Genomic DNA, 22,556 nt, shown 5'->3' with positions numbered 1-22,556 from the left:
ACTCTGTGGGGGGCCGATGGCGGGACGCGTTTCCCGCTGTCGGCCCCCCCGCTCCGTGACGTACGGTTTCCGCAGATGAGAGAAACACCCCGGGCGGAGCCTCCCCAGCCCCGCCCACACCGTGCCTTCGAGCACGCCACCGGCGCCTCGTGCTCCGGGACTCCTCACCGATCGGATGGCCGCCCGCCCCACACCCCCCGGGGCGCGCGGCAGCCCGATCCCCTCGGCCGCCCTGGAACCACCCCCCCTGTTCCAGGGCGGCCGGCTCTCCTCTCGGCGCTCGTCGCCCTCGCCGTCGTGACCTGGCAGGTGCTCGTCCACGGCCCCTTGGCCAGGCTCGACGAGCGGGTGTCCCGCTCCCTGGTGGACACGGTCCCCCGCCCCCTGGGCGAACTCGCCTCCGACCTCGGCAACATGACGGTCGCCCTTCCGGTCCTCGCCTGCGCCATGGCGTACGCGGTGTGGCGGGGCCGCCGCGCCGCCGCCCTGTACGCGGGCCTCGCGATGGCGGCCGTACCCCTTCTGGTGGTCCCGCTGAAGGAGTGGACGGCCCGCCCCGGCCCGCTGGAGCCCTGGGCCCGGGGCTACTTCCCGTCGGGCCACACGGCGACCGCGATGGTCGCCTACGTCGGCGCCGCGTACCTGGTGTCGCGCCGTCTCGTCCCCGTCGCCGTCCTGCTGACGGCGGTGACGGGCGCGGGCCTGATCCTGCGCGGTTTCCACTGGCCCCTGGACGTCCTCGCCTCCGTCGCCCTGTGCCTGCCGCTGCTGCGCTGGCCCGTCCTCGCGTCGCGGTACGGTCGGGACGGTCGTGGCCGGATCCGGGGAGGGAACACATGGCGGACGGGGAGCGGCGGTACGCCGTCACGGTCGACGGACGGGCCTACGAACTGAACCCGTCGCCCGGGAAGGTCATCCTCCCGGGGCAGGGCTTCAAGATCCATCACTCGCCGGCCTGCCCGCACCTGACGGACTCCGGCGGTCTCCAGCGCCGCCCCGACCCCGACGGGCTCACCTGGCGGCGCCTGCTCGACGCCGCGGAACCGGCCGCGTTCGCCGCCTCCGCCGGACTGCTCAACGGACGGAACCGGCCCGTCACCGGTGTCTGCTCCTGCGCCCTGCGGCCGGTCACCGACAGCCATGCCGAGACCCTGCCGTACTGGCCGGTCGACGAGGCGCTGCGGGTCTTCGACCCCGAGCGGCACCGCGCGGCCGTCGAGGCGGCGGACCGGGACGTCGAGCGCATCCGTAGGGAGTTCCCGTGGGAGGAATGGCCGGAGCTGCCGCTGGAGCGGTACGCGCTCGGGCAGCCGGACGTGCCCGGCCACCGGGTGTTCAGCCATGTGCTGGAGTTCGGCAGCAAGTCGCTCGGCAGCATCACCGGCGGTACGGCGAAGAAGCACTTCGTCTACCGGACGAACCACGGCTCGTGGTGGTTCGACAGGCGGTACGCGGATGTCGACGAGGCGTGGCGGAAGGTCAGGGCGGGGCTCGTCGCCGCCGTGACGGCGGCCCGCGAGGGCCGGGTCCGGGACATCGACGAGATCGCCTCGATCCGCTCCGGGATCATGGTCGTGGCGAAGACCCTGCGGATCTACGCTCCCGACGCCGTCCTCCCGGTGTACTCGGACAGCTTCACGCGGCACTGTCTGAACCGTCTCGCCCCCGGGAGCGCGACGGCGAAGCTCCAGCCGTTCCGGCGCAAGGAGCTGCTGAAGTCGCTGATCGACGAGGACCCCCGGTTCGCGGGCTGGTCGCCCCAGCTCGTCTGGCGCTTCCTCGACTGGTGGGCGCCGGCCCGTCGGACGAGTGCCCGTACCGTACGGATCGGTGTTCCCGCACTTCCGGCGAACTGGGAGCCCTTCTTCGCCGAGGGCTTCGTCCCCGTGGCGGCGGACCGGGTCGGCGACCTGCACCGGTACGCCGACAAGGAGGAGTTCACCGCCGCTTTCGAAGAGGCGTACGCGGGCGCCGAACCGTCCGGCGCAGCCGAGGTGTGGAGCCTCCTCGACCTGCGGGACGGCGACCGGGTGGTCGCGACGCGGGGCAGGAGCGAGGTCCTCGGAGTCGGCCGGGTCCACGGCGACGGCTACCTGTGGATTCCCGCGAGCGGCGAGGGGCCGTCGGGACACGCGGTGCAGGTCCTCTGGGACGAGGGCCGCGCAGGCAGGCTGGACGAACCCGTGGCGGGCTGGGACGGCCACCTCGTCTCGGACGTGCCCCCGGCGCTCTGGAACAGGCTCTGGAGCAGGATCCGAGACGTTCGGGCGTCCGATCCCACGGCCGGTGCCGAGACCGCCGGGCCCGTCGAGATCCCGCCCCTCGACACCGGCCTCCAGCAGATCGACGACGCCCTCGAACGGCGGGGCCAGGCCGTGCTGTTCGGGCCGCCCGGCACCGGCAAGACGTACCATGCGCTGCGCTACGCCGTCCGCCGGCTCGGTGAGCTCTCCGCCGACCTGCCGGGGGTCGAGCCGCTCGCCGAGCCGGGCAGCGCGGGGTTCGCGGCGACGATCGAGGCCCTGACCGAGGCCCGGCGGCTGACCCTGGTCACCTTCCATCCGAGCTACGGGTACGAGGACTTCGTCGAGGGGCTGCGGCCCGTCAGGGGCGCGTCCGGCTTCGTCCTCGAACCGGTGGACGGCGTCTTCAAGCGGGTGTGCGAGGCCGCGGCCGCCGATCCGGGCCAGCTGTACCTGGTGGTCGTGGACGAGCTGAACCGGGGCAACCTCCCGCGCATCCTGGGCGAGTTGATCACCGTGGTGGAGAAGGACAAGCGGGGGCTTCCGGTCACGCTGCCGCTCACGGGAACGCCGTTCCGGGTGCCGCCGAACGTGCGCGTCCTCGGCACCATGAACACCGCCGACCGGTCCGTCCGGATGATCGACTCGGCCATCCGCCGCCGCTTCGCCTTCATCGAACTCCTCCCCGATTCGGGCCCGTTGCGCGGCGCACAGGTGGACCAGCTGGACCTCGCCGTCTTCCTCGACCGGCTCAACGAGCGGATCAGGACCCGCCTCGACCGCGAGAAGCAGATAGGGCACGCCTTCTTCCTCCCCGAGGGCGCCCCCGTCTCCACGGCCGCCGAGTTCGCCGCGATCGTGCGGGGCGAGATCCTGCCGCTGCTCCAGGAGTACGCGTACGACGACTACGGGCTCCTCGCCGCCTTCCTCGGCGAGGAGGTGGTCGACGTGGCCGCCCACACCCTGCGGGAACTCACCGACGAGGACCTCGTCAACCGTCTGTACGAGGAGCTCCAGGTCGGTTCCGGTGGGGAGTGACGCGCCGCCCGCTCTGGAGCTGACCGAGTACGCCACCCGGGTCTTCGACGGGATCCGGCTGACGGAGCCCGACCGGCGGCTGCTCGCCGACGGGTCCCTGGACGCGCGCCTGCGGCTGCGGGAGCTGCGGGGCGACCGGCTGGAGGTGACGGCCGCGCAGTACGTGGGGACGGTGCGGCTGGAGGCCGCCGAGATCCGGGTCGTGCCGAAGTACCTGGGCGGAGACCTCGACGTGCTGCGCATGGTGGACCACGCCTGGGGCGGGGTGCGGGAGCTGCTGCCCACGGCGCAGGGCCTGGCGGGCGGGCGGCCCTCCCTCCGGGACCTGGTCTGCCTCATGGCCGTCGAGCACGGCGAGCGGCTGCTGCGGCACGGCGTGCGGCGGGACTACGTGCCGGTCGAGGACGATCTGCGGGTGGTGCGGGGCAGGCTGCTGCCCGTGCGGCAGCTGTTGGTCCACCACGGCCGGCCGGACCTGCTGGCCTGCCGGTTCGAGGAGCACGAGGCCGACGTCCTCGACAACCGGATCTGCGCGGAGGCCCTCGCGGTGGCCGCCCGGACGGCGCGCGACGGCGGGGTGCGGGCGCGGGCCCGGCGGGCGGCGGGGCCGTTCGCGCGGCACGCCCCGACGCCGCTGGGGGACGTGCGGGCGGCGCTGGCGTCGGTGACGTACCACCGGCACAACGAGCACTACCGGCCCGCGCATCTGTGGGCGGGGCTGCTGCTCACGGGTGGCGGCCCGGAGGGACTGTTCGCCCCGGGGCCGCTGACCTCGCGCGCCTTCCTGATCGACATGAACCGTCTGTTCGAGGCCTTCGTGACCCGGCTGCTGGAGGACGGGGCGAGGGGCTCCGGACTGCGGGCGGAGGGCCAGTCCTCGCGGTCGGGGGTGCTGTTCGACGAGCGGGCGGGGAAGTCCTACGGCACCGTACGGCCCGATGTGCTGGTGTCCGGGGTGCGGTCCGGACGGCCCTACCGGCTGCCGGTGGACGTCAAGTACAAGCTGTACGGGGAGAAGAAGCTCTCGCCCGAGGACCTGTACCAGGCCTCGCTCTACGCCCACGCCCTCGGGCGGCGGGCGGACGGCGGGCCGCCCGACTGCGTCCTGGTCCACCCGGGCCGGGCCGGGTCGGGCGGCCACCGGGTGGCGGTGCGGACGCTGGAGGGGACGGTGACGGGCCGGGTGCGGGCGGTGCCGCTGGATCTGCGGGCGGTGCTGGCGGAGCTGGGCGGGCCGGACCCCCGTTCCGTTCCGGCCCGCCTGTTCCGCGAGGTGACGGAGTGAGCCGGACCGTCAGTTCCAGCCGTACGCGTCGAAGTTCCGGCTGAACTCCCCCTGGTTGTAGCGGTCCCAGTTGATCGACCAGGTCATCAGGCCGCGCAGGGCCGGCCAGGTGCCGTGGGTCTGGTAGGTGCCGCAGTTCGTCTTCTTCGTGAGGCAGTCCAGGGCCTTGTTCACCTCGGCCGGGGTGGTGTGGCCGTTGCCCGCCTGGGTGGAGGCGGGGAGGCCGATGGCGATCTGGTCGGGGCGGAGCGGCGGGAAGAAGCGGTCGGTGTTGCCGGCGACGGGGAAGCCGGTGAGCAGCATGTCGGTCATGGCGATGTGAAAATCGGCGCCGCCCATGGAGTGGTACTGGCCGTCGAGGCCCATGACGGAGCCCGAGTTGTAGTCCTGGACGTGGAGCAGGGTCAGGTCGTCGCGCAGGGCGTGGATGACCGGCAGGTAGGCGCCGGCGCGCGGGTCCTGGCCGCCCCAGGGGCCGGATCCGTAGTACTGGTAGCCGAGTTGGACGAAGAAGGTCTCCGGGGCCATGGTCAGGACGAAGCCGGGGCCGTACTTGGCCTTGAGGGTCTTGACCGCCTGGATCAGGTGGACGACGACGGGGCTGGTCGGGTTGCGGAAGTCGGTGTCGCCGGTCTGGAGCGAGAGCGAGTGGCCTTCGAAGTCGATGTCGAGGCCGTCGAGGCCATAGTCGTCGATGATCTTCGAGACGGAGGAGACGAAGGTGTCGCGGGCCGCCGTGGTGGCGAGCTGCACCTGGCCGTTCTGGCCGCCGATGGAGATGAGGACCTTCTTGCCGGCGGCCTGCTTGGCCTTGATCGCCGCCTTGAACTCCGCGGGTGATTCGACGTTGGGGCATTCCGTCGCCGGGCACAGGCTGAAGCGGATGTCGCCCGAGGTCGCCGAGGTCGGTTCGCCGAAGGCGAGGTCGATGACGTCCCAGGAGTCGGGGACGTCGGCCATGCGGGTGTAGCCGGAGCCGTTGGCGAAGCTCGCGTGGAGGTAGCCGACGAGGGCGTGCGCGGGCAGTCCGCCGCCCCCGCCTCCGCCTCCGGAGGTCGTGGTCGCGGTCACGGGGGCCGACTTCGGGGACTCGCCGGCGCTGTTCGCGGCGGTGACCTGGAAGGTGTAGGGGGTGGAGGCCGTGAGTCCGGTCGCGGTGGCCGTGGTGCCGGTGACCGTCTGGATCCTGGTGGCGCCCTGGTAGACGTGGTACGAGGTGGCGCCGGGGACCGCGGTCCAGCTCAGAGGCACGGAGGTGGAGGTCGGGGAGCCGGCGGCGAGGCCGGTGGGGGCGGCCGGGAGCTGGACGGGGGCGCCGCCGGGGCCGTACAGGGAGAGGTCGTCGGCCTGGTAGGCGGGGGTTCCGTACCAGCCGTGGGTGTAGATCGTGACCGAGGTGGTCGAGGCGCCCGTGGTGAAGGAGGTCGAGAGCTTCTGCCAGTCGGGGGCGGAGCCGGTCCAGGTGGAGACGTCGGTGGTGCCGGTGCCGGTGGCACCCAGGTAGACGTAGCTGCCGCGGACCCAGCCGCTGAGGGTGTAGGTGGAGCCGGGCTTGACGGTGACGGTCTGGGAGCAGCGGGCGTTGTCGCTGCCGGCCGGGGTGGCCTGGAGCGCCTTCGTCCCGCCGTGCACGGGTGACGGGACGACGGCGCCGCTGCCCGCCGTGCAGGTCCAGCCGTCGAGGCCCGCCTCGAAGCCGCCGTTGCGGGCGAGTTCGGTGTCGGCGGCCTGGGCCGCGGGGGTGAGTGCGAGGAGCCCGCCGGCGGCGAGGGAGCCGACGAGGAGCAGGGTGAGGGGTCTGGCGCGGTCCACAGCTGCCTCCGGATGGGGGGAATCGAGGTGGAGCGCGCCACAGCATGGTCCAGACCAATCGAGTGGTCAAGACCTCTGTACGGAACGGGACTTCGTTCAGCCCCCTCCCTCCCCCCTGGCCAGCCGGCCCGCCGCCTCGTGCATCGCCAGCTCCAGGAGGGAGGCGTCGGTGAGGGTGCCCAGGCCGTCCGGCGCCACCAGCCAGCGCACCCGTCCGGTGACCCGCCCGGGGTACGGGGCGACGATCCAGGTGCCGGCGCCCGCCCCGCGCACGCCGGTGCCGAGCCAGCGGGCGGCCGTTCCCGGCGGGACGAAGAAGCCCGTCCGGGCCTCGCCGAAGTCGGTCAGGACCGGGCCCGGCCGGTCCACGAGCCGGGTCAGCACGTCGAGGGTGGGGTGGCCGAGTTCCCCCGGCAGGATCAGGACGTCCCAGCGCCTGCCTGCGGGCAGCAGCGCGACCCCGTGGGGGTTGCGCTCCCATTCCCATCGGCAGGCCTCGGGATCCGGCGCGACCGAGACCAGCCACTCCACCGCGGCCTTGACGCCAGAGGCCCCCGTACCAGTCATCGTGACGTTCTCCTTCCGTGCGGACGCCTTGTCCAGACGGAGAGAGCGGGTACGGGGGCTTCTCTTACGCGGCTTCGAGCACCGAACGGGGGTGACCTGCGTCACACGCCGGTCAGCTGTCGAAGCCGAGGCCCAGCTTGTCCATCGTCTTCAGCCACAGGTTGCGCCGCCCGCCGTTCTCGTCGGCGCGGGCGAGCGACCACTTGGTGATGCCGATGCCGGCCCAGGCGACCGGCTCCGGCGGGAACGGCAGCGGCTTGGAGCGGACCATCTCCAGATCGGTGCGTTCGGTGCGCTCCCCCGCGAGCAGGTCGAGCATCACGTCCCCGCCGAAGCGGGTGGCTCCGACGCCGAGGCCGGTGAACCCGGCCGCGTACGCCACCTTCCCCTGGTGTGCCGTGCCGAAGAAGGCCGAGAAGCGCGAGCAGGTGTCGATCGCGCCGCCCCAGGCGTGGCTGAAGCGGAGTCCCTCCAGCTGCGGGAAGCAGCGGAAGAAGTGCTCGGCGAGCTTGAGGTACGTCTCCGGGCGGTGGTCCATCTCGGCGCTGACCTTGCCGCCGAACGGATAGATCGCGTCGTAGCCGCCCCACAGGATGCGGTTGTCCGCGGTGATCCGGAAGTAGTGGAACTGGTTCGCGGAGTCGCCGAGGCCCTGCCGGTTCTTCCAGCCGACCGAGGCGAGCTGCCCGGGGCTGAGCGGTTCGGTCGTCAGGGCGTAGTCGTAGACCGGGACCGTGTACGCGCGGACGCGCTTGACCAGCGACGGGAAGACGTTGGTGCCGAGCGCGACCCGGCCGGCGACGACCTTGCCGTACGGGGTGCGGACGCCCATCCCGGCGCCGAGCGACACCAGCTGGAGACCGGGGGTGTTCTCGAAGATCCGGACGCCCAGGTCGAGGCAGGCCCGCTTCAGGCCCCAGGCCAGCTTGGCGGGGTGGAGCATGGCGACGCCGCGCTTGTCCCACATGCCGCCGAGGAAGGTGGGCGAGTCGACCTCGGCCCGGACGGCGTCCCGGTCGAGGAACTCGACGCCGTCCGCGAGCCCGAGCCGGTCGAGTTCCGCGTACACCTCGGCCAGCTCCTCGACCTGGTACGGCTCGGTGGCGACGTCGATCTCGCCGGTGCGCTCGAACTCGCAGTCGATCCCGTAGCGGGCGACGGTCGCCTCGATGGCGTCGAGGTTCCGCTCGCCGAGCCGCTCCAGCTTCGGCAGCTCGCCCGGCCAGCGGGCGAGCCCGTTGCCGAAGCCGTGGGTGAGGGAGGCCGCGCAGAAGCCTCCGTTGCGGCCCGAGGCGGCCCAGCCCACCTCGCGGCCCTCGATCAGCACGACGTCCCGGGAGGGGTCGCGCTCCTTGGCGAGGAGCGCGGTCCACAGTCCGCTGTATCCGCCGCCGACCACGAGGAGATCGCACTTCTCGGTGCCGGTGAGGGCGGGCAGGGCTCCGGGCTTGCCGGGGTCTTCCAGCCAGAAGGGGACGGGCTGGGCGTCGGAGAGAGATTGTGCAGCGAGACGCATGGCGACTGGGGCCATGGTTTCCAACTCCTTCGGTGCCTGAGACGTCCTTCGCTCAGGCGGTTGCTCAGGCTGTTGCCGTTTTCTTGCGCCGGTTCGTGATGAACTGCCCGGCCGCGACCATCAGTACCGCGAGGACGAACATCGCGGTGCCGATGACGTTGATCTGAACGGGGGTTCCGCGCTGTGCCGAGCCCCAGACGAACATGGGGAAGGTGACGGTGGAGCCCGCGTTGAAGTTGGTGATGATGAAGTCGTCGAACGAGAGCGCGAAGGCGAGCAGCGCGCCGGCCGCGATGCCGGGGGCGGCGATCGGCAGGGTCACCCGCAGGAAGGTCTGCGCCGGTCCCGCGTAGAGGTCGCGTGCGGCCTCCTCCAGGCGCGGGTCCATGGACATGACGCGGGCCTTGACCGCCGTCACGACGAACGACAGACAGAACATGATGTGGGCGATCAGGACCGTCCAGAAGCCCAGCTCGATCCCCATGTTGAGGAAGAGCGTGAGCAGGGAGGCGGCCATGACGACCTCGGGCATCGCCATCGGCAGGAAGATCAGCGAGTTGATCGCGCCACGCGCCCGGAAGCGGTAGCGGACCAGGGCGAAGGCGATCATCGTGCCGAGGAGGACCGCGCCGAGCGTCGCCCAGGCGGCGAGCTGGAGCGAGAGCGACAGCGACTCGCACATGTCGGCGACGCCGCAGGGGTCCTTCCAGGCGTCGAGCGAGAACTCCTGCCAGGAGTAGTTGAAGCGTCCCTTCGGCCTGTTGAAGGAGAACGCCATCACGACGAGGTTCGGCAGGATCATGTACGCGAGCGTCAGCAGGCCCGCGATGACGACGAGGTTCTTGCGGAGCCAGCGCATCAGACCAGGTCCTCCGTTCCGGCGCGGCGGATGTACACGGTGACCATGCCGAGCACGATCGCCATGAGGATGAAGGAGAGCGCGGCTGCCGTCGGGTAGTCGAGCACCCGCAGGAACTGCGACTGGATGACGTTGCCGACCATCTTGGTGTCGGTCGAGCCGAGCAGTTCGGCGTTGACGTAGTCGCCGCTCGCCGGGATGAAGGTGAGCAGGGTGCCGGAGACGACGCCGGGCATCGACAGCGGGAAGGTCACCTTGCGGAAGGTGGTCGCCGGGGAGGCGTACAGGTCCTGCGCGGCCTCGTGCAGCCGGCCGTCGATCCGCTCCAGGGAGGTGTAGAGGGGCAGGATCATGAAGGGCAGGAAGTTGTACGTGAGACCGGTGACCACCGCCATCGGGGTGGCGAGGACGCGGTCGCCCTCGGTCCAGCCGAGCCAGTCGGTCACGTCCAGGAAGTGCAGGGCGTTGAGCACGTCGACCACGACGCTGTCGTCGGCCAGGATCGTCTTCCACGCGAGCGTGCGGATGAGGAAGCTGGTGAAGAACGGCGCGATGACGAGGACGAGGAGCAGGTTCCGCCAGCGGCCGGCCTTGAAGGCGATGAGGTACGCGAGCGGGTAGCCGAGCAGCAGGCAGAGCAGGGTCGCGGTCCCGGCGTACAGCAGGGAGCGGACGAACTGCGGCCAGTACTCCTGGAAGGCGTTCCAGTAGGTCTGGAAGTGCCAGGTGACCTCGAAGCCCTTCTCCAGGGAGCCGGTCTGCACCGAGGTCGAGGCCTGGTAGACCATCGGCAGCGCGAAGAAGACGAGCAGCCAGACGATGCCGGGCAGCAGCAGCCAGTACGGGACGAGCCGCTTGCGGGCGGGGGGCTTGCGCAGAACCGGTTCCTCGACCGGTCCCGGGGCCTCCTTCGCGAGGGTGGCGGTCATGCGGCGTCCTCCACCGTCTCCACGCCCGCGTCGATGTCCTGCGCCGCGTCGAGCCCGAAGGTGTGGGCCGGGTTCCAGTGCAGGACGACCTGGGCGCCCGGGACGAGCCGGGCGTCGCGCTCGATGTTCTGCTCGTAGACCTGGAGCTCCGCGCCCGCCGGCGAGTTCACCACGTACTGGGTGGAGACGCCGATGAAGGAGGAGTCGACGATCCGGCCGGTGACCCGGTTGCGGCCGTCGGCGATCTCCCCCGCGTCGTCGGCGTGCGCGAGCGAGATCTTCTCGGGGCGCACGCCCACGAGCACCTTGCCGCCCCGGCGGACGGCGGAGGTACAGCGGTCTCCGGGGAGGCGGAGCTTGCCGCCGCCCGCCGTGACGAGCACGTCGGAGCCGGTCTCCAGGACCTCGGCCTCGATCAGGTTCGAGGTGCCGAGGAAGTTGGCGACGAAGGTGGTCCTCGGGTTCTCGTACAGGTCGGCGGGGGCGCCGAGCTGCTCGACCCGGCCGCCGTTCATCACCGCGACCTGGTCGGCCATCGTCATGGCCTCCTCCTGGTCGTGGGTGACGTGCACGAAGGTGATGCCGACCTCGGTCTGTATCCGCTTGAGCTCCAGCTGCATCTGGCGGCGCAGCTTGAGGTCGAGCGCGCCGAGCGGCTCGTCGAGGAGGAGGACCTGCGGGTGGTTGATGAGCGCGCGGGCCACGGCGACGCGCTGCTGCTGGCCGCCGGAGAGCTGGTGCGGCTTCTTGTGGGCGTGCTCGCCGAGCTGGACCAGGTCGATCATCTCGTCGACCTGCTTCTTCACGGACTTGATGCCGCGGCGGCGCAGGCCGAAGGCGATGTTCTCGGAGATGTCCATGTGCGGGAAGAGCGCGTAGGACTGGAAGACGGTGTTGACCGGCCGCTTGTACGGCGGGAGGTCGGTGACGTCCTGGTCGCCGAGGAAGACGGTGCCCGTCGTCGGGTCCTCCAGGCCGGCGATCATGCGCAGGGTGGTGGTCTTGCCGCAGCCGGAGGCGCCGAGCAGGGCGAAGAAGGAGCCCTGCGGGACGGTGAGGTCGAGCGGGTGGACGGCGGTGAACGAGCCGTACGACTTGCTGATCCCGGTGAGACGGACGTCGCCGCCGGTGTTCTTGTCAGTCATGGGTTGCTGTCCCAGGGGGTGAGAGAGGTGGACGAGGCCGGACTCAGGCGCCGATGAGCTTGGCGAACTTCTCCTCGTACGCCGTCTCCTCCGCGCTGCTGAGCGAGCGGAAGGCGTGCGACTTCTTGGCCATGGCCTTGTCCGGGAGGATCAGCGTGTTGTTCGCGATCTCGGGGTCGATCTTGGCGAGCTCGTCCTTCACCCCGTCGACGGGGCAGACGTAGTTGATGTACGCGGCGAGCCGGGCGGCGACGGGGAGCTCGTAGTAGTAGTCGATGAGCTTCTCGGCGTTCGTCTTGTGCCGGGCCTGCGCGGGGACGAGCAGGTTGTCGCTGGAGGTGATGTAGCCGGCGGACGGGACGGAGTACTTGATGTCCGGGTTGTCCGCCTGGAGCTGGATGATGTCGCCGGCCCAGGCGAGACAGGCCGCGATGTCGCCCTTGTCCAGGTCGGAGGTGTAGTCGTTGCCGGTGAAGCGGCGGATCTGCTTCTTGTCGACGCCCTTCTGGAGGCGCCCGATCGCCGCGTCGTAGTCGGCGTCCGTGAAGTTCCCCGGGTCCTTGCCCATGTCGAGCAGGGTCATGCCGACGGAGTCGCGCATCTCGGTGAGGAAGCCGACCCGGCCCTTGAGGGAGGGGTCGTCGAGGAGCTGGGTGACCGAGTCGACCTTCTTGCCGCCGGTCGCCTTGGAGTTGTAGGCGATGACGGTCGAGATGCCCGTCCACGGGTACGAGTGGGACCGGCCCGGGTCCCAGTCGGGGCTGCGGAACTGGGCGGAGAGGTTCGCGTACGCGTGGGGCAGGTTGGCCGGGTCGAGCTTCTGTGCCCAGCCGAGCCGGATGATGCGGGCGGCGAGCCAGTCGGTGACGCAGATCAGGTCGCGGCCGGTGTCCTGGCCGGCCGCGAGCTGCGGTTTGATCTTGCCGAAGAACTCGACGTTGTCGTTGATGTCCTCGGTGTACTTGACCTTGATCCCGGTGCGCTTCGCGAACGCCTCCAGGGTGGGACGGGACTTCTCGTCCTCGCTGACGTCCATGTACTCGGTCCAGTTGGAGAAGGCGACGGTCTTCTCCTTGGCCGACACGTCGATGGACGCGGGGCCTTCGCCCTCCCGCTTGGCCGGCGGGATGCCACAGGCGCTCAGGCCGGCGAGGCCGCCGACCGTGAGCGCTCCGACGCCGCCCGCGCGCAGCATCGAACGGCGGCTGAGGGCGCCCCGGCCGCTCGTCATGCTGCGCCGTATCGCCGCCAGCTGCGCGGCGGACAGGCTGTCGGGCTCGTACTGCTCCATGCGCTGTGCCCTTTCGGGATGAGTGTGCCGCTGGTCGGGCGGCGGACCACGCGGCGGTAGCCGCAGATCGGATGCTTATCGGTCCCCGAAGATCGTGCGGTGCCAGTCCTTGGCCGCCACCGCGGTGTTGTCGAACATCACGTGCTTGACCTGCGTGTACTCCTCGAAGGAGTACGCCGACATGTCCTTTCCGTAGCCGGAGGCCTTGGTGCCGCCGTGGGGCATCTCGCTGATGATCGGGATGTGGTCGTTGACCCACACACATCCCGCCTCGATCTCCCGCGTGGCCCGGTTGGCCCGGTAGACGTCACGGCTCCACGCGGAGGCGGCGAGGCCGTAGGGGGTGTCGTTGGCGAGCCGGATGCCCTCGTCGTCGCCGTCGAAGGGCAGGGCCACCAGGACCGGACCGAAGATCTCCGACTGCACGACCTCGCTGTCCTGCGCGGCTCCGGTGATCAGGGTGGGACGGTAGTATGCGCCGTTCTCCAGCTCTCCACCAGGGGCTTCGCCGCCGGTGACGATCGTGGCGTAGCCGCGGGCGCGTTCGACGAAGCCCGCGACGCCGTCGCGGTGGCGGTGGCTGACGAGCGGGCCGAGGTCGGTGTCGGGTGCGAAGGGGTCGCCGACGCGGACGGTCTCCATGAGCTCGGCGACCCGGGCGACGAAGGCGTCGAAGAGCGGACGCTGGACGTACGCGCGCGTGGCGGCGGTGCAGTCCTGGCCGCTGTTGATGAGGGAGGCGGCGACGGCGCCGTGGGCGGCGGCCTCCAGGTCGGCGTCGTCGAAGACGAGGAAGGGGGCCTTGCCGCCGAGTTCGAGGTGGAGGCGCTTCACGGTGGCGGTGGCGACCTCGGCGACCCGCTTGCCGACGGGGGTGGAGCCGGTGAAGGAGGTCATGACGACGTCGGGGTGGCCGACGAGGTGTTCGCCGGCCTCCCGCCCGGAGCCGCTGACGATGTTGATCACACCGTCGGGGATGCCGGCCTCCTTCGCCGCCTGCGCGAACATCAGCGAGGTCAGCGGGGTGATCTCGGCGGGCTTCAGGACGATCGTGTTGCCGGCGGCGATCGCCGGGAGGATCTTCCAGGCGGCCATCTGGAGCGGGTAGTTCCAGGGGGCGATGGAGCCGACGACGCCGATCGGCTCGCGCCGGATGTACGAGGTGTGGTCGCCGGTGTACTCGGCGGCCGACTGGCCCTGGAGGTGGCGGGCGGCCCCCGCGAAGAAGGCCGCGTTGTCGATCGTGCCCGGCACGTCGAACTCGGTGGTGAGCTTGAGCGGCTTGCCGCACTGGAGGGACTCGACCCGGGCGAGGTCCTCCGCCCATTCGGCGAGGACCCCGGCGAGGCGGTGCAGCGCGTCGGAGCGCTCGCCCGGGGTGGCTCCCGCCCAGGCCGGGAAGGCGGCCTTGGCGGCGGCGACGGCCTCGTCCACGTCGGCGGCGGAGGCGAGCGCGTACGTGTACACGCTCTTGCCCGTCGCCGGGTCGATCACGCTGTGTTCCCGACCCGAGGTTCCGGTGCGGAGCCTTCCGCCGATGTACTGCGCGCCGTCCGCGAAGCGGTCCGTCACCTGGAAGCGGTTGGTCATGACGCTCTCCGTTGTCCCAGCTCGAATTGAGTGCCGATCCTGGCAGAGGGTCGACCACCCAACAAGTGATTCCGTTGTTGCCTTTTGGTTACGCGACGGAATCGGTCGACCATGTGTCGAGGGGGCCGGAAAATCTCCGTACGGAGTGTCCGTGGCGGATGCCAGACTCGCATGTATGAGCAAGATCGAAGAGCTGACACAGCAGGTCACACGTGGTGACCGGGTGAAGTGGCTGCACTTCTGGGGGCACCGTCCGCACCCCGACGGACGGCTCTCGGCGAGCTGTCTGAGCCAGTGGTGGCCGTCCCCGTTCGAAGTCGACGGCGTGGCCTACGCGACCGCCGAGCACTGGATGATGGCCGCCAAGGCCCGGCTCTTCCGGGACGCGGACGCCGAGCGGGCCGCGCTGACCGCCCGTACGCCCGCGGAGGCCAAGAACGCGGGCCGGCTGGTGCGCGGTTTCGACGAGGCCGTCTGGGAGCGGGAGCGCTTCGGGATCGTCGTGGAGGGCAGCGTCCACAAGTTCTCCTCGGACGAGGCGCTGCGCGCGTACCTCCTGGGCACCGGCGGGCGCGTCCTGGTGGAGGCCAGCCCGCTGGACCGCGTCTGGGGCATCGGGCTCGCCGCCGACGACCCCCGCGCCCACGACCCGGCCCGCTGGCGCGGCCTCAACCTGCTGGGCTTCGCCCTGATGGAGGCGCGGGAGCGGCTGCGGGCGGAGTGAGCACGCCAAGGGGCCCCGCACCCCCCTCGGGGGGTGCGGGGCCCCTTCGACGTCCCGCGGCGCTCAGCGAGGGGCGCTGAGGGACATGTCGCTCCCCGACCAGGGGTCGTCGCCCGTCCTGCTCCACTCGTCCGCGTGCGTGGCGAGGAAGACGATGAGCGCGATGCCCGCGATCCCGAGGGCGATGCCGACGGAGCCGAGGGTGATGCCGGCGACGGCCTGCCCCTTGTTGGACGCCTCGCCCCGCAGGAACCGCTTGCGGCCCGCGATCCCGAGGGGGAGTGCGACCCCGCCCAGGATCAGGCCGAGCACCCCGTACGAACAGAAGGCGAGCGCGACGGCGAGGATGCCCAGCACCATCGACGCCGTGCCCATCCCGTTGTTCTGCGGCTGCCCGCCGAGCGGGCCGTATCCGGGGTACCCGGGGTAGCCGTACCCCGAGGTGACCGGAGGCGTCGGCGACGCCGGCGGGTAGCCGTACGTGCCGGGCGCGGCCGCCGGGTAGCCGTACCCGGGCGCGGCCGCCGGGCCGCCGGGGGCGACCGGAGGCGGCGGGACGTCCCCGCCCGGCGTGCCGGGCCCTCCCGGCGCGGCCGGGAAGGACGTCATGGTCGGCTGGTCGTGCACCGGCGGGGGCGACGGCGTCGCCGGCTTGCTCAGCTCCACCCCGTCGCGGTTCGGCGGAGCCCACGGGTCGGTCGAGTCGTACCCGCCCCGCGACTGGTCTCGGTTGTCAGACATGGGCCTCCCCCATCGTGGTCACGTCATGCTACGGCCTCACCCCTGCGAGGGATCCGCCCGGCCTACGATGATCCGATGACCGATCTCCACCCTTTCATCGCGGGCCTCCCCAAGGCCGAGCTGCACGTCCACCACGTCGGCTCCGCCTCGCCCCGGATCGTCGCCGAACTCGCGGCCCGGCACCCGGACTCCAAGGTCCCCACGGACCCGGAGGCCCTCACCGACTACTTCACGTTCACGGACTTCGCGCACTTCATCGACGTCTACCTGTCGGTCGTCGACCTGGTCCGCACGCCCGAGGACGTCCGGCTGCTGACCTTCGAGATCGCCCGTGACATGGCCCGGCAGAACATCCGCTACGCCGAGCTGACCATCACCCCGTACTCCTCCACCCGCCGCGGCATCGACGAGCGCGCCTTCATGGCGGCGATCGAGGACGCCCGCAAGTCCGCCGAGGCCGAGTTCGGCACGGTCCTGCGCTGGTGCTTCGACATCCCCGGCGAGGCCGGCCTCGCCGCCGCCGAGGAGACCGCACGGCTCGCCACCACCGACGGGCTGCGTCCGGAGGGTCTCGTCTCCTTCGGTCTCGGCGGCCCGGAGATCGGTGTGCCGCGCCCGCAGTTCAAGCCGTACTTCGACCTGGCCCGCGCGGCCGGCCTGCGCTCCGTCCCGCACGCGGGCGAGACGACGGGGCCCGAGACCGTCTGGGACGCGATCCGCGAGCTGGGCGCCGAGCGCATCGGCCACGGCACCAGCTCCGTCCGGGACCCCGGGCTGCTCGCCCACCTCGCCGAGCACCGGATCGCCCTGGAGGTCTGCCCGACGTCGAACATCGCGACCCGGGCCGTCCCCACCCTGGAGGAGCACCCGATCCGGCAGATGGTCGACGCCGGCGTCCTCGTCACGGTCAACAGCGACGACCCGCCGATGTTCGGCACGGACCTCAACACCGAGTACGCCGTCGCCGCCCGTCTCCTCGGCCTCGACGAACGCGGTGTCGCCGCCCTCGCCAAGAACACGGTGGAGGCCTCGTTCCTCGACGCGGCCGGCAAGGCCCGGATCGCCGCCGAGATCGACACGTACACCGACGACTGGCTGGCGCGCTGACGGCGACGAGAATGGGGGCATGCGTTCCGTCACTGTCGTAGGCCATCGCGGCGACCCGTACCGCGTCCGTGAGAACACGCTCCCCTCGATCGCCTCGGCGATCGAGCGGGGGGCGGACGCCGTCGAGGTCGACGTCCGGCTGACGAAGGACGGGGTGCCCGTCCTGCTCCACGACGACACCCTGAAGCGTCTGTGGGGCCACGACCGGCCGCTCGCCGGCCTCACGCACGAGCGGTTGCGCGAGCTGACGCGCGGCGAGGTGCCGACCCTCCGCGACGCGCTGCTCGTCGCCGGGGACCGCCGGCTGATGCTGGACCTGCCGGGCGGGAACGAGGAGTCGGTCCGCCGGATCGTCGGCACGGTCCGCGAGTGCGGGGCCGGGGAGCGCGTCTACTACTGCGCGGGCGCCGTCGCCATGCTCCAGGTGCGGGCCGCCGATCCGGCCGCCGAGATCGCCCTGACCTGGACCACGCTCGCCCCGCCCCGGCCGGTGCTGCTCGACGCCGTGCGGCCGCGGTGGCTCAACTACCGTTTCGGCCTGGTGAGCCGGGAGCTGACCGGGCGGATCCACCGGGACGGGCTGCTCGTCTCGACCTGGACGGCGGACACCGCGCGCACCATGCGTAAGCTGATCTTGACCGGGGTCGACGCGATCACCACGAACCGGGTCGACACCCTCACCGCCCTGTTGCGAAAGGCCCGCGCGTGAACGACCGGATCAGGACCGACATCGCCCACAACGCCCGCGTGTGGAACTACTGGCTGGGCGGCAAGGACAACTACCCGGTGGACCGCGCGGTCGGCGACACCGTCACCGGCTTCTACCCGAGCATCGGCGAAGTCGCCCGTGCGGACCGGGCGTTCCTCGGGCGGGTGGTGACCCATCTGGCCGCCGAGGCGGGCGTCCGCCAGTTCCTGGACATCGGTACGGGCCTGCCGACCGCGGACAACACCCATGAGGTGGCGCAGCGGATCGCCCCCGACGCCCGGATCGTCTACGTCGACAACGACCCGATCGTCCTGACGCACGCCCGCGCGCTCCTGACCGGCGCGCCGGAGGGCGTCACCGAGTACGTGGACGCGGACGCCCACGACCCGGAGCGGATCGTCGCGGCGGCCGCCGAGACCCTGGACCTGTCCCGTCCGGTCGCGGTGATGATGCTCGGCATCCTCAACTTCGTCCTGGACACCGACGAGGCCCGGTCGATCGTGCGGACGCTGATGGCCGCCGTGCCCTCCGGCAGCCATCTGGTGATGACCCATCCGACGCTGGAGCCTGAGCTCGGCGGCGAGGGCAACAAGGCCGCGATGGCCTTCTGGAACGAGAACGCGACCCCGCCGATCACCGCCCGCTCCCGGCAGGAGTTCGCCTCCTTCTTCGACGGCCTCGACCTCCTGGAGCCGGGCATCGTCTCCTGCTCGCGCTGGCGTCCCTCCTCCGGCGAGGCGCACGTGGTGGCGCAGTTCGGCGCGGTGGGACGCAAGCCGTAATGGGCGTACGGGGGGACGTGCGCGGCGGGTGGGAGCGGGCCCGCACCTGGGCCGCGGCGAACCCCTGGGCGGTGGACACGGGGATCGCGCTGCTCGTGCAGGCGGCGATGACGATGCCGTTCGTGGTGCCGCGCGGGCCCGAGCTCGAACCGGCGACCTGGCCGGCGTACGGGCTGACGACGCTGACCGTGGTGCCGCTGGTCTGGCGGCGGCGCGCGCCGCTCGCGGTGCTGCTCGCGATCCTGGCGGCGAGCGCGCTGTACAAGCTGGCCCTGGAGGGGCCGGGGCAGCCGCTGCCGTACACCGGGCTCGTCGGCGTCTACACGATCGCCGCGCTCTCGCCGGCCTGGAAGCGGCTCGTGACGGCGGGGCTCCTGCTGGTCGCGGTGCCGGCCTCGGTGTGGCTCAACACCCAGTCGGCGCGCGAACTCACCTTCTCCCTCTTCGTGTTCGGCGCCGCCTACGTCTTCGGGCGGCTCACGGACGCCCGACAGCGGGCACAGCGGGTGGAGGCCGAGCGGGCGGCGGCACGGGAACGGGCCAGGATCGCGCGGGAGATGCACGACGTCCTGTCGCACGCGGTGAGCCTGATGGTGGTGCAGGCGGAGGCGGGCCCGGTCGCGGTCCGGGCGGCGCCGGAGCGCGCGGAGGCCGCGTTCGAGGCGATCTCGGAGACGGGCCGGGAGGCGATGGTCCAGCTGCGGCAGATGCTGGGACTGCTGCGCGAGGGCGGCGAGACGCCCGCTCCACGGGAACCCCAGCCGGACCTGGCGGACCTCCCCGGCCTCCTGGAGCGGGTGCGGTCGGGCGGTCTGACCGTCGGGTACGCGACGGAGGGCGGGGTGCGGGCGCTGCCCGCCGCGACCGGGGCGAGCGTCTACCGGATCGTGCAGGAGGCGCTGACGAACGTGGTGAAGCACGCGCGGGCCCGCACGGTCGACGTCCGGCTCGCCCACGCCGACGGCGTCCTGCGGGTCACGGTGACCGACGACGGGCGGGGCCCGCAGGGCGGTTTGGGCGGGCACGGCCTGGTGGGCATCCGGGAGCGGGCCGCCGCGCACGGCGGGACGGCGGAGGCGGGCCCGGGGCCGGGCGGCCGGGGGTTCGAGGTGCGGGCCCTGCTGCCCGTGGGAGGGGGGAACGGATGACGATCCGGGTGGTGGTCGCGGACGACCAGGAACTGGTGCGCAGCGGCTTCGCGATGATCCTGGACGCGCAGCCGGACATCGAGGTGGTGGCGGAGGCCGGGGACGGGGCGGAGGCCGTCGAGGCGGTGCGGCGGCTCGCGCCGGACGTGGCGCTGCTCGACATCCGGATGCCCCGGACGGACGGCATCGAGGCCTGCCGGGCGATCAGCGCGGAGTCCGGCTGCCGGACGGTGATGCTGACGACCTTCGACACCGACGCGTACGTGTACGAGGCGCTGCACGCGGGCGCGAGCGGTTTCCTCCTCAAGGACGTGCGGCGGGACGACCTGGTGCACGCGGTACGGGTGGTGGCGGCGGGCGACTCGCTCCTCGCGCCGTCCGTGGCGCGGCGCCTCGTGGAGCAGTACACGACGGGCGGGCCGCGCAAAGCCGATCCCCGGCTCGACGTCCTCACCGGGCGGGAGCGCGAGACCCTGCTGCTGCTCGCCCGGGGCCTGTCGAACGCGGAGATCGCGGCGGAGCTGGTGGTCAGCGACCACACGGTGAAGACGCACGTGGGCAACGTGCTGGCCAAGCTGGGGCTGCGGGACCGCGTCCAGGCGGTGATCTGCGCGTACGAGACGGGACTGGTCGCGGCGGGCTCTCCCCCGCCGGGGGGAGGCCCGGGCGTCACCGGCTCCCCCGCGCCGGGGAGGAACTGACCCGACGAAGACCGCCGGTGCGGGCGATCCGCGGATCGCCGCTGGTCAGCAGGATGGAGCCATCGAGAACAACGGCTCACACCACCGGAGTTGACCATGAGGAAGCCCACCCGCACCCTGCTCGCCGCCGCCCTGGTCCTGGGCGTCGCCGCCGGCCCCGCCCTCACGCCGGCCTTTGCCGCGGAGCGGCCGGTGGTGTCCGCCGCGCAGGCCGCCCCCGCCGATCTGTCGGCGGTCGTCGCGGGCCTCCCCCGCGCCGACGCCACGGCCGCCCTCGTCCGGGTCGGCGGCACCGAGGGTTCCTGGCAGGGCGGCGCGGGCGTCCACGACCTGGAGACGAACGCCCCCGCGGACCCGGCCGCCCGCTTCCGGGCCGGTTCGGTGACGAAGGTGTTCACGGCGGCGACCGTCCTCCAGCTGGCCGCCGAGGGGCGGGTCGACCTGGACCGGACGGCCCGCTCGTACCTCCCCGATCTGGTCCCCGCCCGGTACGCCACGGTGACCGTGCGGCAGCTCCTGAACCACACCCACGGCATCCCGGCCGCCGACATGCCGGGCGGGACGGTCGAGGAGTGGTACGCGAACCGGTTCGACGTCCACACCCCGGAGGAGCTGGTCCGCTCGGCGACGGCGCAGCCGCGCGAGTTCGAGCCGGGCACGGGGCAGCACTACCTGAACATCGGCTACACGATCGCCGGCCTGATCGTGGAGCGGGTCACGGGCGACTCGTACGAGCACCAGGTGGAGCGGCGGATCCTGAGGCCGCTCGGCCTGCGGAACACGTACTTCCCGCGCGGGGCGGCCGAGATCACCGGCCCGTACAACCACGGCTACCAGACGATGAGGCTCGACGACGGCACGACGGGCCTGCGGGACGTCTCGGAGTGGGGGACGTCGGAGGCCTGGGCCGCCGGGGACCTCGTCTCGACCACCGCCGACCTGGAGAACTTCACGAAGGCCCTGTTCAAGGGCCGTGTGGTGCGCGGTCCGCTCCTGGAGGAGATGTTCACGCTCCCGAAGGTCCCCGACTTCCCGTCGGGCGCCCCGGCCGCGTTCTCCGTCGGCCTGTCGATGAAGAAGCTCGGCGGCCGCGAGGTCTGGGGCAAGACCGGCGGCCGCTGGGGCTACAACACGGCCATCGCCTCGACCCGCGACGGCTCCCGCACGCTCGTCTACAGCGTCAACGCCACCGACGCCAAGGGCCAGGACATGAACAAGACGGCCCTGCGCCTGATGGTGGCGGCCTACGGCCTGCCGGAGTGAGCCGCCTCGAGGCGCTTGATCAGCTTGCGCACGTGGAGCAGCGGCAGGATCCCGATGACGCCGAAGGACATGTCGATGACCGACCACCAGAAGGGGATGTCCCGGATCGGTCCGCAGATCAGGGCCAGGGGGACGATGCCGACGCAGGCGATCATGCCGAACTCGACGACCCAGATGTTGCGGACCGGGTCGCGGTACGGGCCGTAGAAGGCGACCGCGATGACGAGGTGGGCGAAGGCCAGCCAGTCGGTGCCGTAGAGCAGGTAGGGGGCCTGCGCGTCGGCGGTGGCGACGCCCTCCCGTACCCGGTGGATCCATTCGGCGAGCCCGGGGAGGAGGTCCGCCACGGGCGCGGCCCACCCGGTCAACGCGGAGTCGAGGAGCCGGAGTTCGGTCACGAGGGGGAACGCGGTGGCCCCGCTCAGGACCAGACAGACGACGAAGGCGATCAGCCAGGCCCGGATGCGCGCGAGAAGGGCTCTCGGCCCGTTCGTGTCGCTCATGGGAACAACGTACACCCCTCTTGAACGCGTTCAGAAAGGAGGGGTGGTTGTTTTTGAGCGCGTTCAGAAGCGCGCGGCGAGCCGGCGTCCGACGCCGTGCGCCGCCACCGTCGCCCCCGCCGCCACCGCGAGCCCCGCCGCCACTCCCCCGGCGCCGACCGGCCGCAGCACCCCGGCCCGCCGCAGCCTGCCGCGGGCCCACAGGGAGAAGGGGATGACGACGAGCGGCGAAGTCGCCGCGCCGGGCGTCACGTCCCGCGCCACGGCGGCCTGCGCGAGGTGGACGAGCCCGTGCAGACCGAAGCCGGTCACCGCCCCCTGGTAGAAGCCGGACCGGCCTCCGGAGCGCGCGCCCGCGACGGCCGCCGAGGCGACGACCACCGCCATCACCCCGACCGCGGCGGCGAATTCGCGCTCGTCGACGGACTCCATCGCCTTCCACACCCGCTCCGGGACTCCGGGGAAGCGCTCGCGGAGGCCCGGCAGCTCCTCCCGGAGCCAGCGCGGCCCGCGCGCGAGCTCCTCGGCGTCGTGCACGGCCCAGGCGAGGAACAGGCCGTAGGTGACGAGCGGGTCGAGGCGCGTGTCCGTCATGATCGTCCC

At 72.0% G+C, this 22,556-nt stretch carries 21 protein-coding genes; 10 read left to right on the top strand and 11 right to left on the bottom strand.

All coding sequences use genetic code 11. The features are described from left to right. Window positions 1–75: 75 nt before the first annotated feature. The 3 genes from IE180_RS36810 to IE180_RS28590 are packed head-to-tail and all read left to right on the top strand — an operon-like array spanning window position 76 to window position 4,566. Complete coding sequence (locus tag IE180_RS36810; protein WP_229860989.1) at window positions 76–894, top strand: phosphatase PAP2 family protein; 819 nt, start codon at window positions 76–78, stop codon at window positions 892–894. After that, window positions 837–3,281, top strand: a complete 2,445-nt coding sequence (locus tag IE180_RS28595; RefSeq protein ID WP_190159848.1) for an AAA family ATPase — start codon at window positions 837–839, stop codon at window positions 3,279–3,281. The genes IE180_RS36810 and IE180_RS28595 overlap by 58 nt, the downstream gene beginning before the upstream one ends. Next, the gene (locus tag IE180_RS28590) at window positions 3,271–4,566 is read left to right on the top strand and encodes an McrC family protein (RefSeq protein ID WP_190159847.1); all 1,296 of its coding nucleotides are present in this window, start codon (window positions 3,271–3,273) and stop codon (window positions 4,564–4,566) included. The genes IE180_RS28595 and IE180_RS28590 overlap by 11 nt, the downstream gene beginning before the upstream one ends. A gap of 9 nt (window positions 4,567–4,575) precedes the next feature. Here the strand turns inward: IE180_RS28590 and IE180_RS28585 are convergent, their stop codons facing one another. The 8 genes from IE180_RS28585 to IE180_RS28550 form a co-directional block, all read right to left on the bottom strand. Further along, window positions 4,576–6,378: a chitinase gene (locus tag IE180_RS28585; protein ID WP_190159846.1), complete on the bottom strand. Its 1,803-nt coding sequence runs from the start codon at window positions 6,376–6,378 to the stop codon at window positions 4,576–4,578. A gap of 96 nt (window positions 6,379–6,474) precedes the next feature. Then, window positions 6,475–6,945, bottom strand: a complete 471-nt coding sequence (locus IE180_RS28580; protein ID WP_190159845.1) for a bifunctional DNA primase/polymerase — start codon at window positions 6,943–6,945, stop codon at window positions 6,475–6,477. Window positions 6,946–7,057: 112 nt separating this feature from the next. Then, on the bottom strand, window positions 7,058–8,476 hold the full coding sequence (locus IE180_RS28575) for an NAD(P)/FAD-dependent oxidoreductase (RefSeq protein ID WP_190159844.1): 1,419 nt from the start codon (window positions 8,474–8,476) through the stop codon (window positions 7,058–7,060). Window positions 8,477–8,525: 49 nt separating this feature from the next. Continuing rightward, the gene (locus IE180_RS28570; protein WP_190159843.1) at window positions 8,526–9,320 is read right to left on the bottom strand and encodes an ABC transporter permease; all 795 of its coding nucleotides are present in this window, start codon (window positions 9,318–9,320) and stop codon (window positions 8,526–8,528) included. Next, on the bottom strand, window positions 9,320–10,249 hold the full coding sequence (locus IE180_RS28565) for an ABC transporter permease (RefSeq protein ID WP_190159842.1): 930 nt from the start codon (window positions 10,247–10,249) through the stop codon (window positions 9,320–9,322). The genes IE180_RS28570 and IE180_RS28565 overlap by 1 nt, the downstream gene beginning before the upstream one ends. Next, window positions 10,246–11,394, bottom strand: a complete 1,149-nt coding sequence (locus IE180_RS28560; RefSeq protein WP_190159841.1) for an ABC transporter ATP-binding protein — start codon at window positions 11,392–11,394, stop codon at window positions 10,246–10,248. The genes IE180_RS28565 and IE180_RS28560 overlap by 4 nt, the downstream gene beginning before the upstream one ends. 43 nt (window positions 11,395–11,437) lie before the next feature. Continuing rightward, window positions 11,438–12,685, bottom strand: coding sequence for an ABC transporter substrate-binding protein (locus IE180_RS28555; RefSeq protein ID WP_190159840.1), 1,248 nt, complete (start codon window positions 12,683–12,685; stop codon window positions 11,438–11,440). 75 nt (window positions 12,686–12,760) lie between these two features. Continuing rightward, entirely contained in the window at window positions 12,761–14,275 is a 1,515-nt protein-coding gene (locus IE180_RS28550; protein ID WP_190159839.1) for a gamma-aminobutyraldehyde dehydrogenase, read from the bottom strand. 175 nt (window positions 14,276–14,450) lie between these two features. Here IE180_RS28550 and ybiA point away from each other — a divergent pair, with 175 nt between their 5' ends. After that, window positions 14,451–14,999 (top strand): riboflavin biosynthesis intermediates N-glycosidase, encoded by a 549-nt coding sequence (ybiA, locus tag IE180_RS28545; RefSeq protein WP_190159838.1) that lies wholly within the window; start codon window positions 14,451–14,453, stop codon window positions 14,997–14,999. A 63-nt stretch (window positions 15,000–15,062) separates the two neighbouring features. On the opposite strand, the gene IE180_RS28540 is transcribed toward ybiA, so the two are convergent. Then, window positions 15,063–15,740 (bottom strand): DUF4190 domain-containing protein, encoded by a 678-nt coding sequence (locus IE180_RS28540; protein WP_190159837.1) that lies wholly within the window; start codon window positions 15,738–15,740, stop codon window positions 15,063–15,065. 75 nt (window positions 15,741–15,815) lie between these two features. On the opposite strand from IE180_RS28540, the gene IE180_RS28535 reads away from it, so the two are divergent. From IE180_RS28535 to IE180_RS28510, 6 genes are all read left to right on the top strand, one after another. Beyond that, window positions 15,816–16,847: an adenosine deaminase gene (locus IE180_RS28535; RefSeq protein ID WP_190159836.1), complete on the top strand. Its 1,032-nt coding sequence runs from the start codon at window positions 15,816–15,818 to the stop codon at window positions 16,845–16,847. A gap of 19 nt (window positions 16,848–16,866) precedes the next feature. Further along, entirely contained in the window at window positions 16,867–17,556 is a 690-nt protein-coding gene (locus IE180_RS28530; protein WP_190159835.1) for a glycerophosphodiester phosphodiesterase, read from the top strand. Further along, on the top strand, window positions 17,553–18,338 hold the full coding sequence (locus IE180_RS28525) for an SAM-dependent methyltransferase (protein WP_190159834.1): 786 nt from the start codon (window positions 17,553–17,555) through the stop codon (window positions 18,336–18,338). Before IE180_RS28530 ends, IE180_RS28525 begins: the two co-directional genes overlap by 4 nt. After that, window positions 18,338–19,486, top strand: coding sequence for a sensor histidine kinase (locus tag IE180_RS28520; RefSeq protein ID WP_190159833.1), 1,149 nt, complete (start codon window positions 18,338–18,340; stop codon window positions 19,484–19,486). Before IE180_RS28525 ends, IE180_RS28520 begins: the two co-directional genes overlap by 1 nt. Continuing rightward, window positions 19,483–20,187: a response regulator gene (locus tag IE180_RS28515; protein WP_190159832.1), complete on the top strand. Its 705-nt coding sequence runs from the start codon at window positions 19,483–19,485 to the stop codon at window positions 20,185–20,187. The genes IE180_RS28520 and IE180_RS28515 overlap by 4 nt, the downstream gene beginning before the upstream one ends. A gap of 96 nt (window positions 20,188–20,283) precedes the next feature. After that, window positions 20,284–21,450 carry a serine hydrolase domain-containing protein gene (locus tag IE180_RS28510; protein WP_190159831.1) on the top strand — a complete coding sequence of 389 codons (1,167 nt, stop codon included), beginning with the start codon at window positions 20,284–20,286 and terminating at the stop codon, window positions 21,448–21,450. Here the strand turns inward: IE180_RS28510 and IE180_RS28505 are convergent. Both IE180_RS28505 and IE180_RS28500 read right to left on the bottom strand, forming a co-directional pair. After that, entirely contained in the window at window positions 21,432–21,953 is a 522-nt protein-coding gene (locus IE180_RS28505) for a hypothetical protein (RefSeq protein WP_190159830.1), read from the bottom strand. The two genes, IE180_RS28510 and IE180_RS28505, sit on opposite strands and share 19 nt — an antisense overlap. Before the next feature lie 63 nt (window positions 21,954–22,016). Further along, complete coding sequence (locus tag IE180_RS28500) at window positions 22,017–22,547, bottom strand: HXXEE domain-containing protein (RefSeq protein WP_190159829.1); 531 nt, start codon at window positions 22,545–22,547, stop codon at window positions 22,017–22,019. Between the last annotated feature and the right edge of the window lie 9 nt (window positions 22,548–22,556).

It is taken from the genome of Streptomyces litmocidini (assembly GCF_014649755.1).
Lineage (GTDB): Bacteria > Actinomycetota > Actinomycetes > Streptomycetales > Streptomycetaceae > Streptomyces > Streptomyces litmocidini.
The sequence above is the reverse complement of the archived record's forward strand: the minus strand, read 5'-3'. Positions and strand labels throughout refer to the sequence as shown.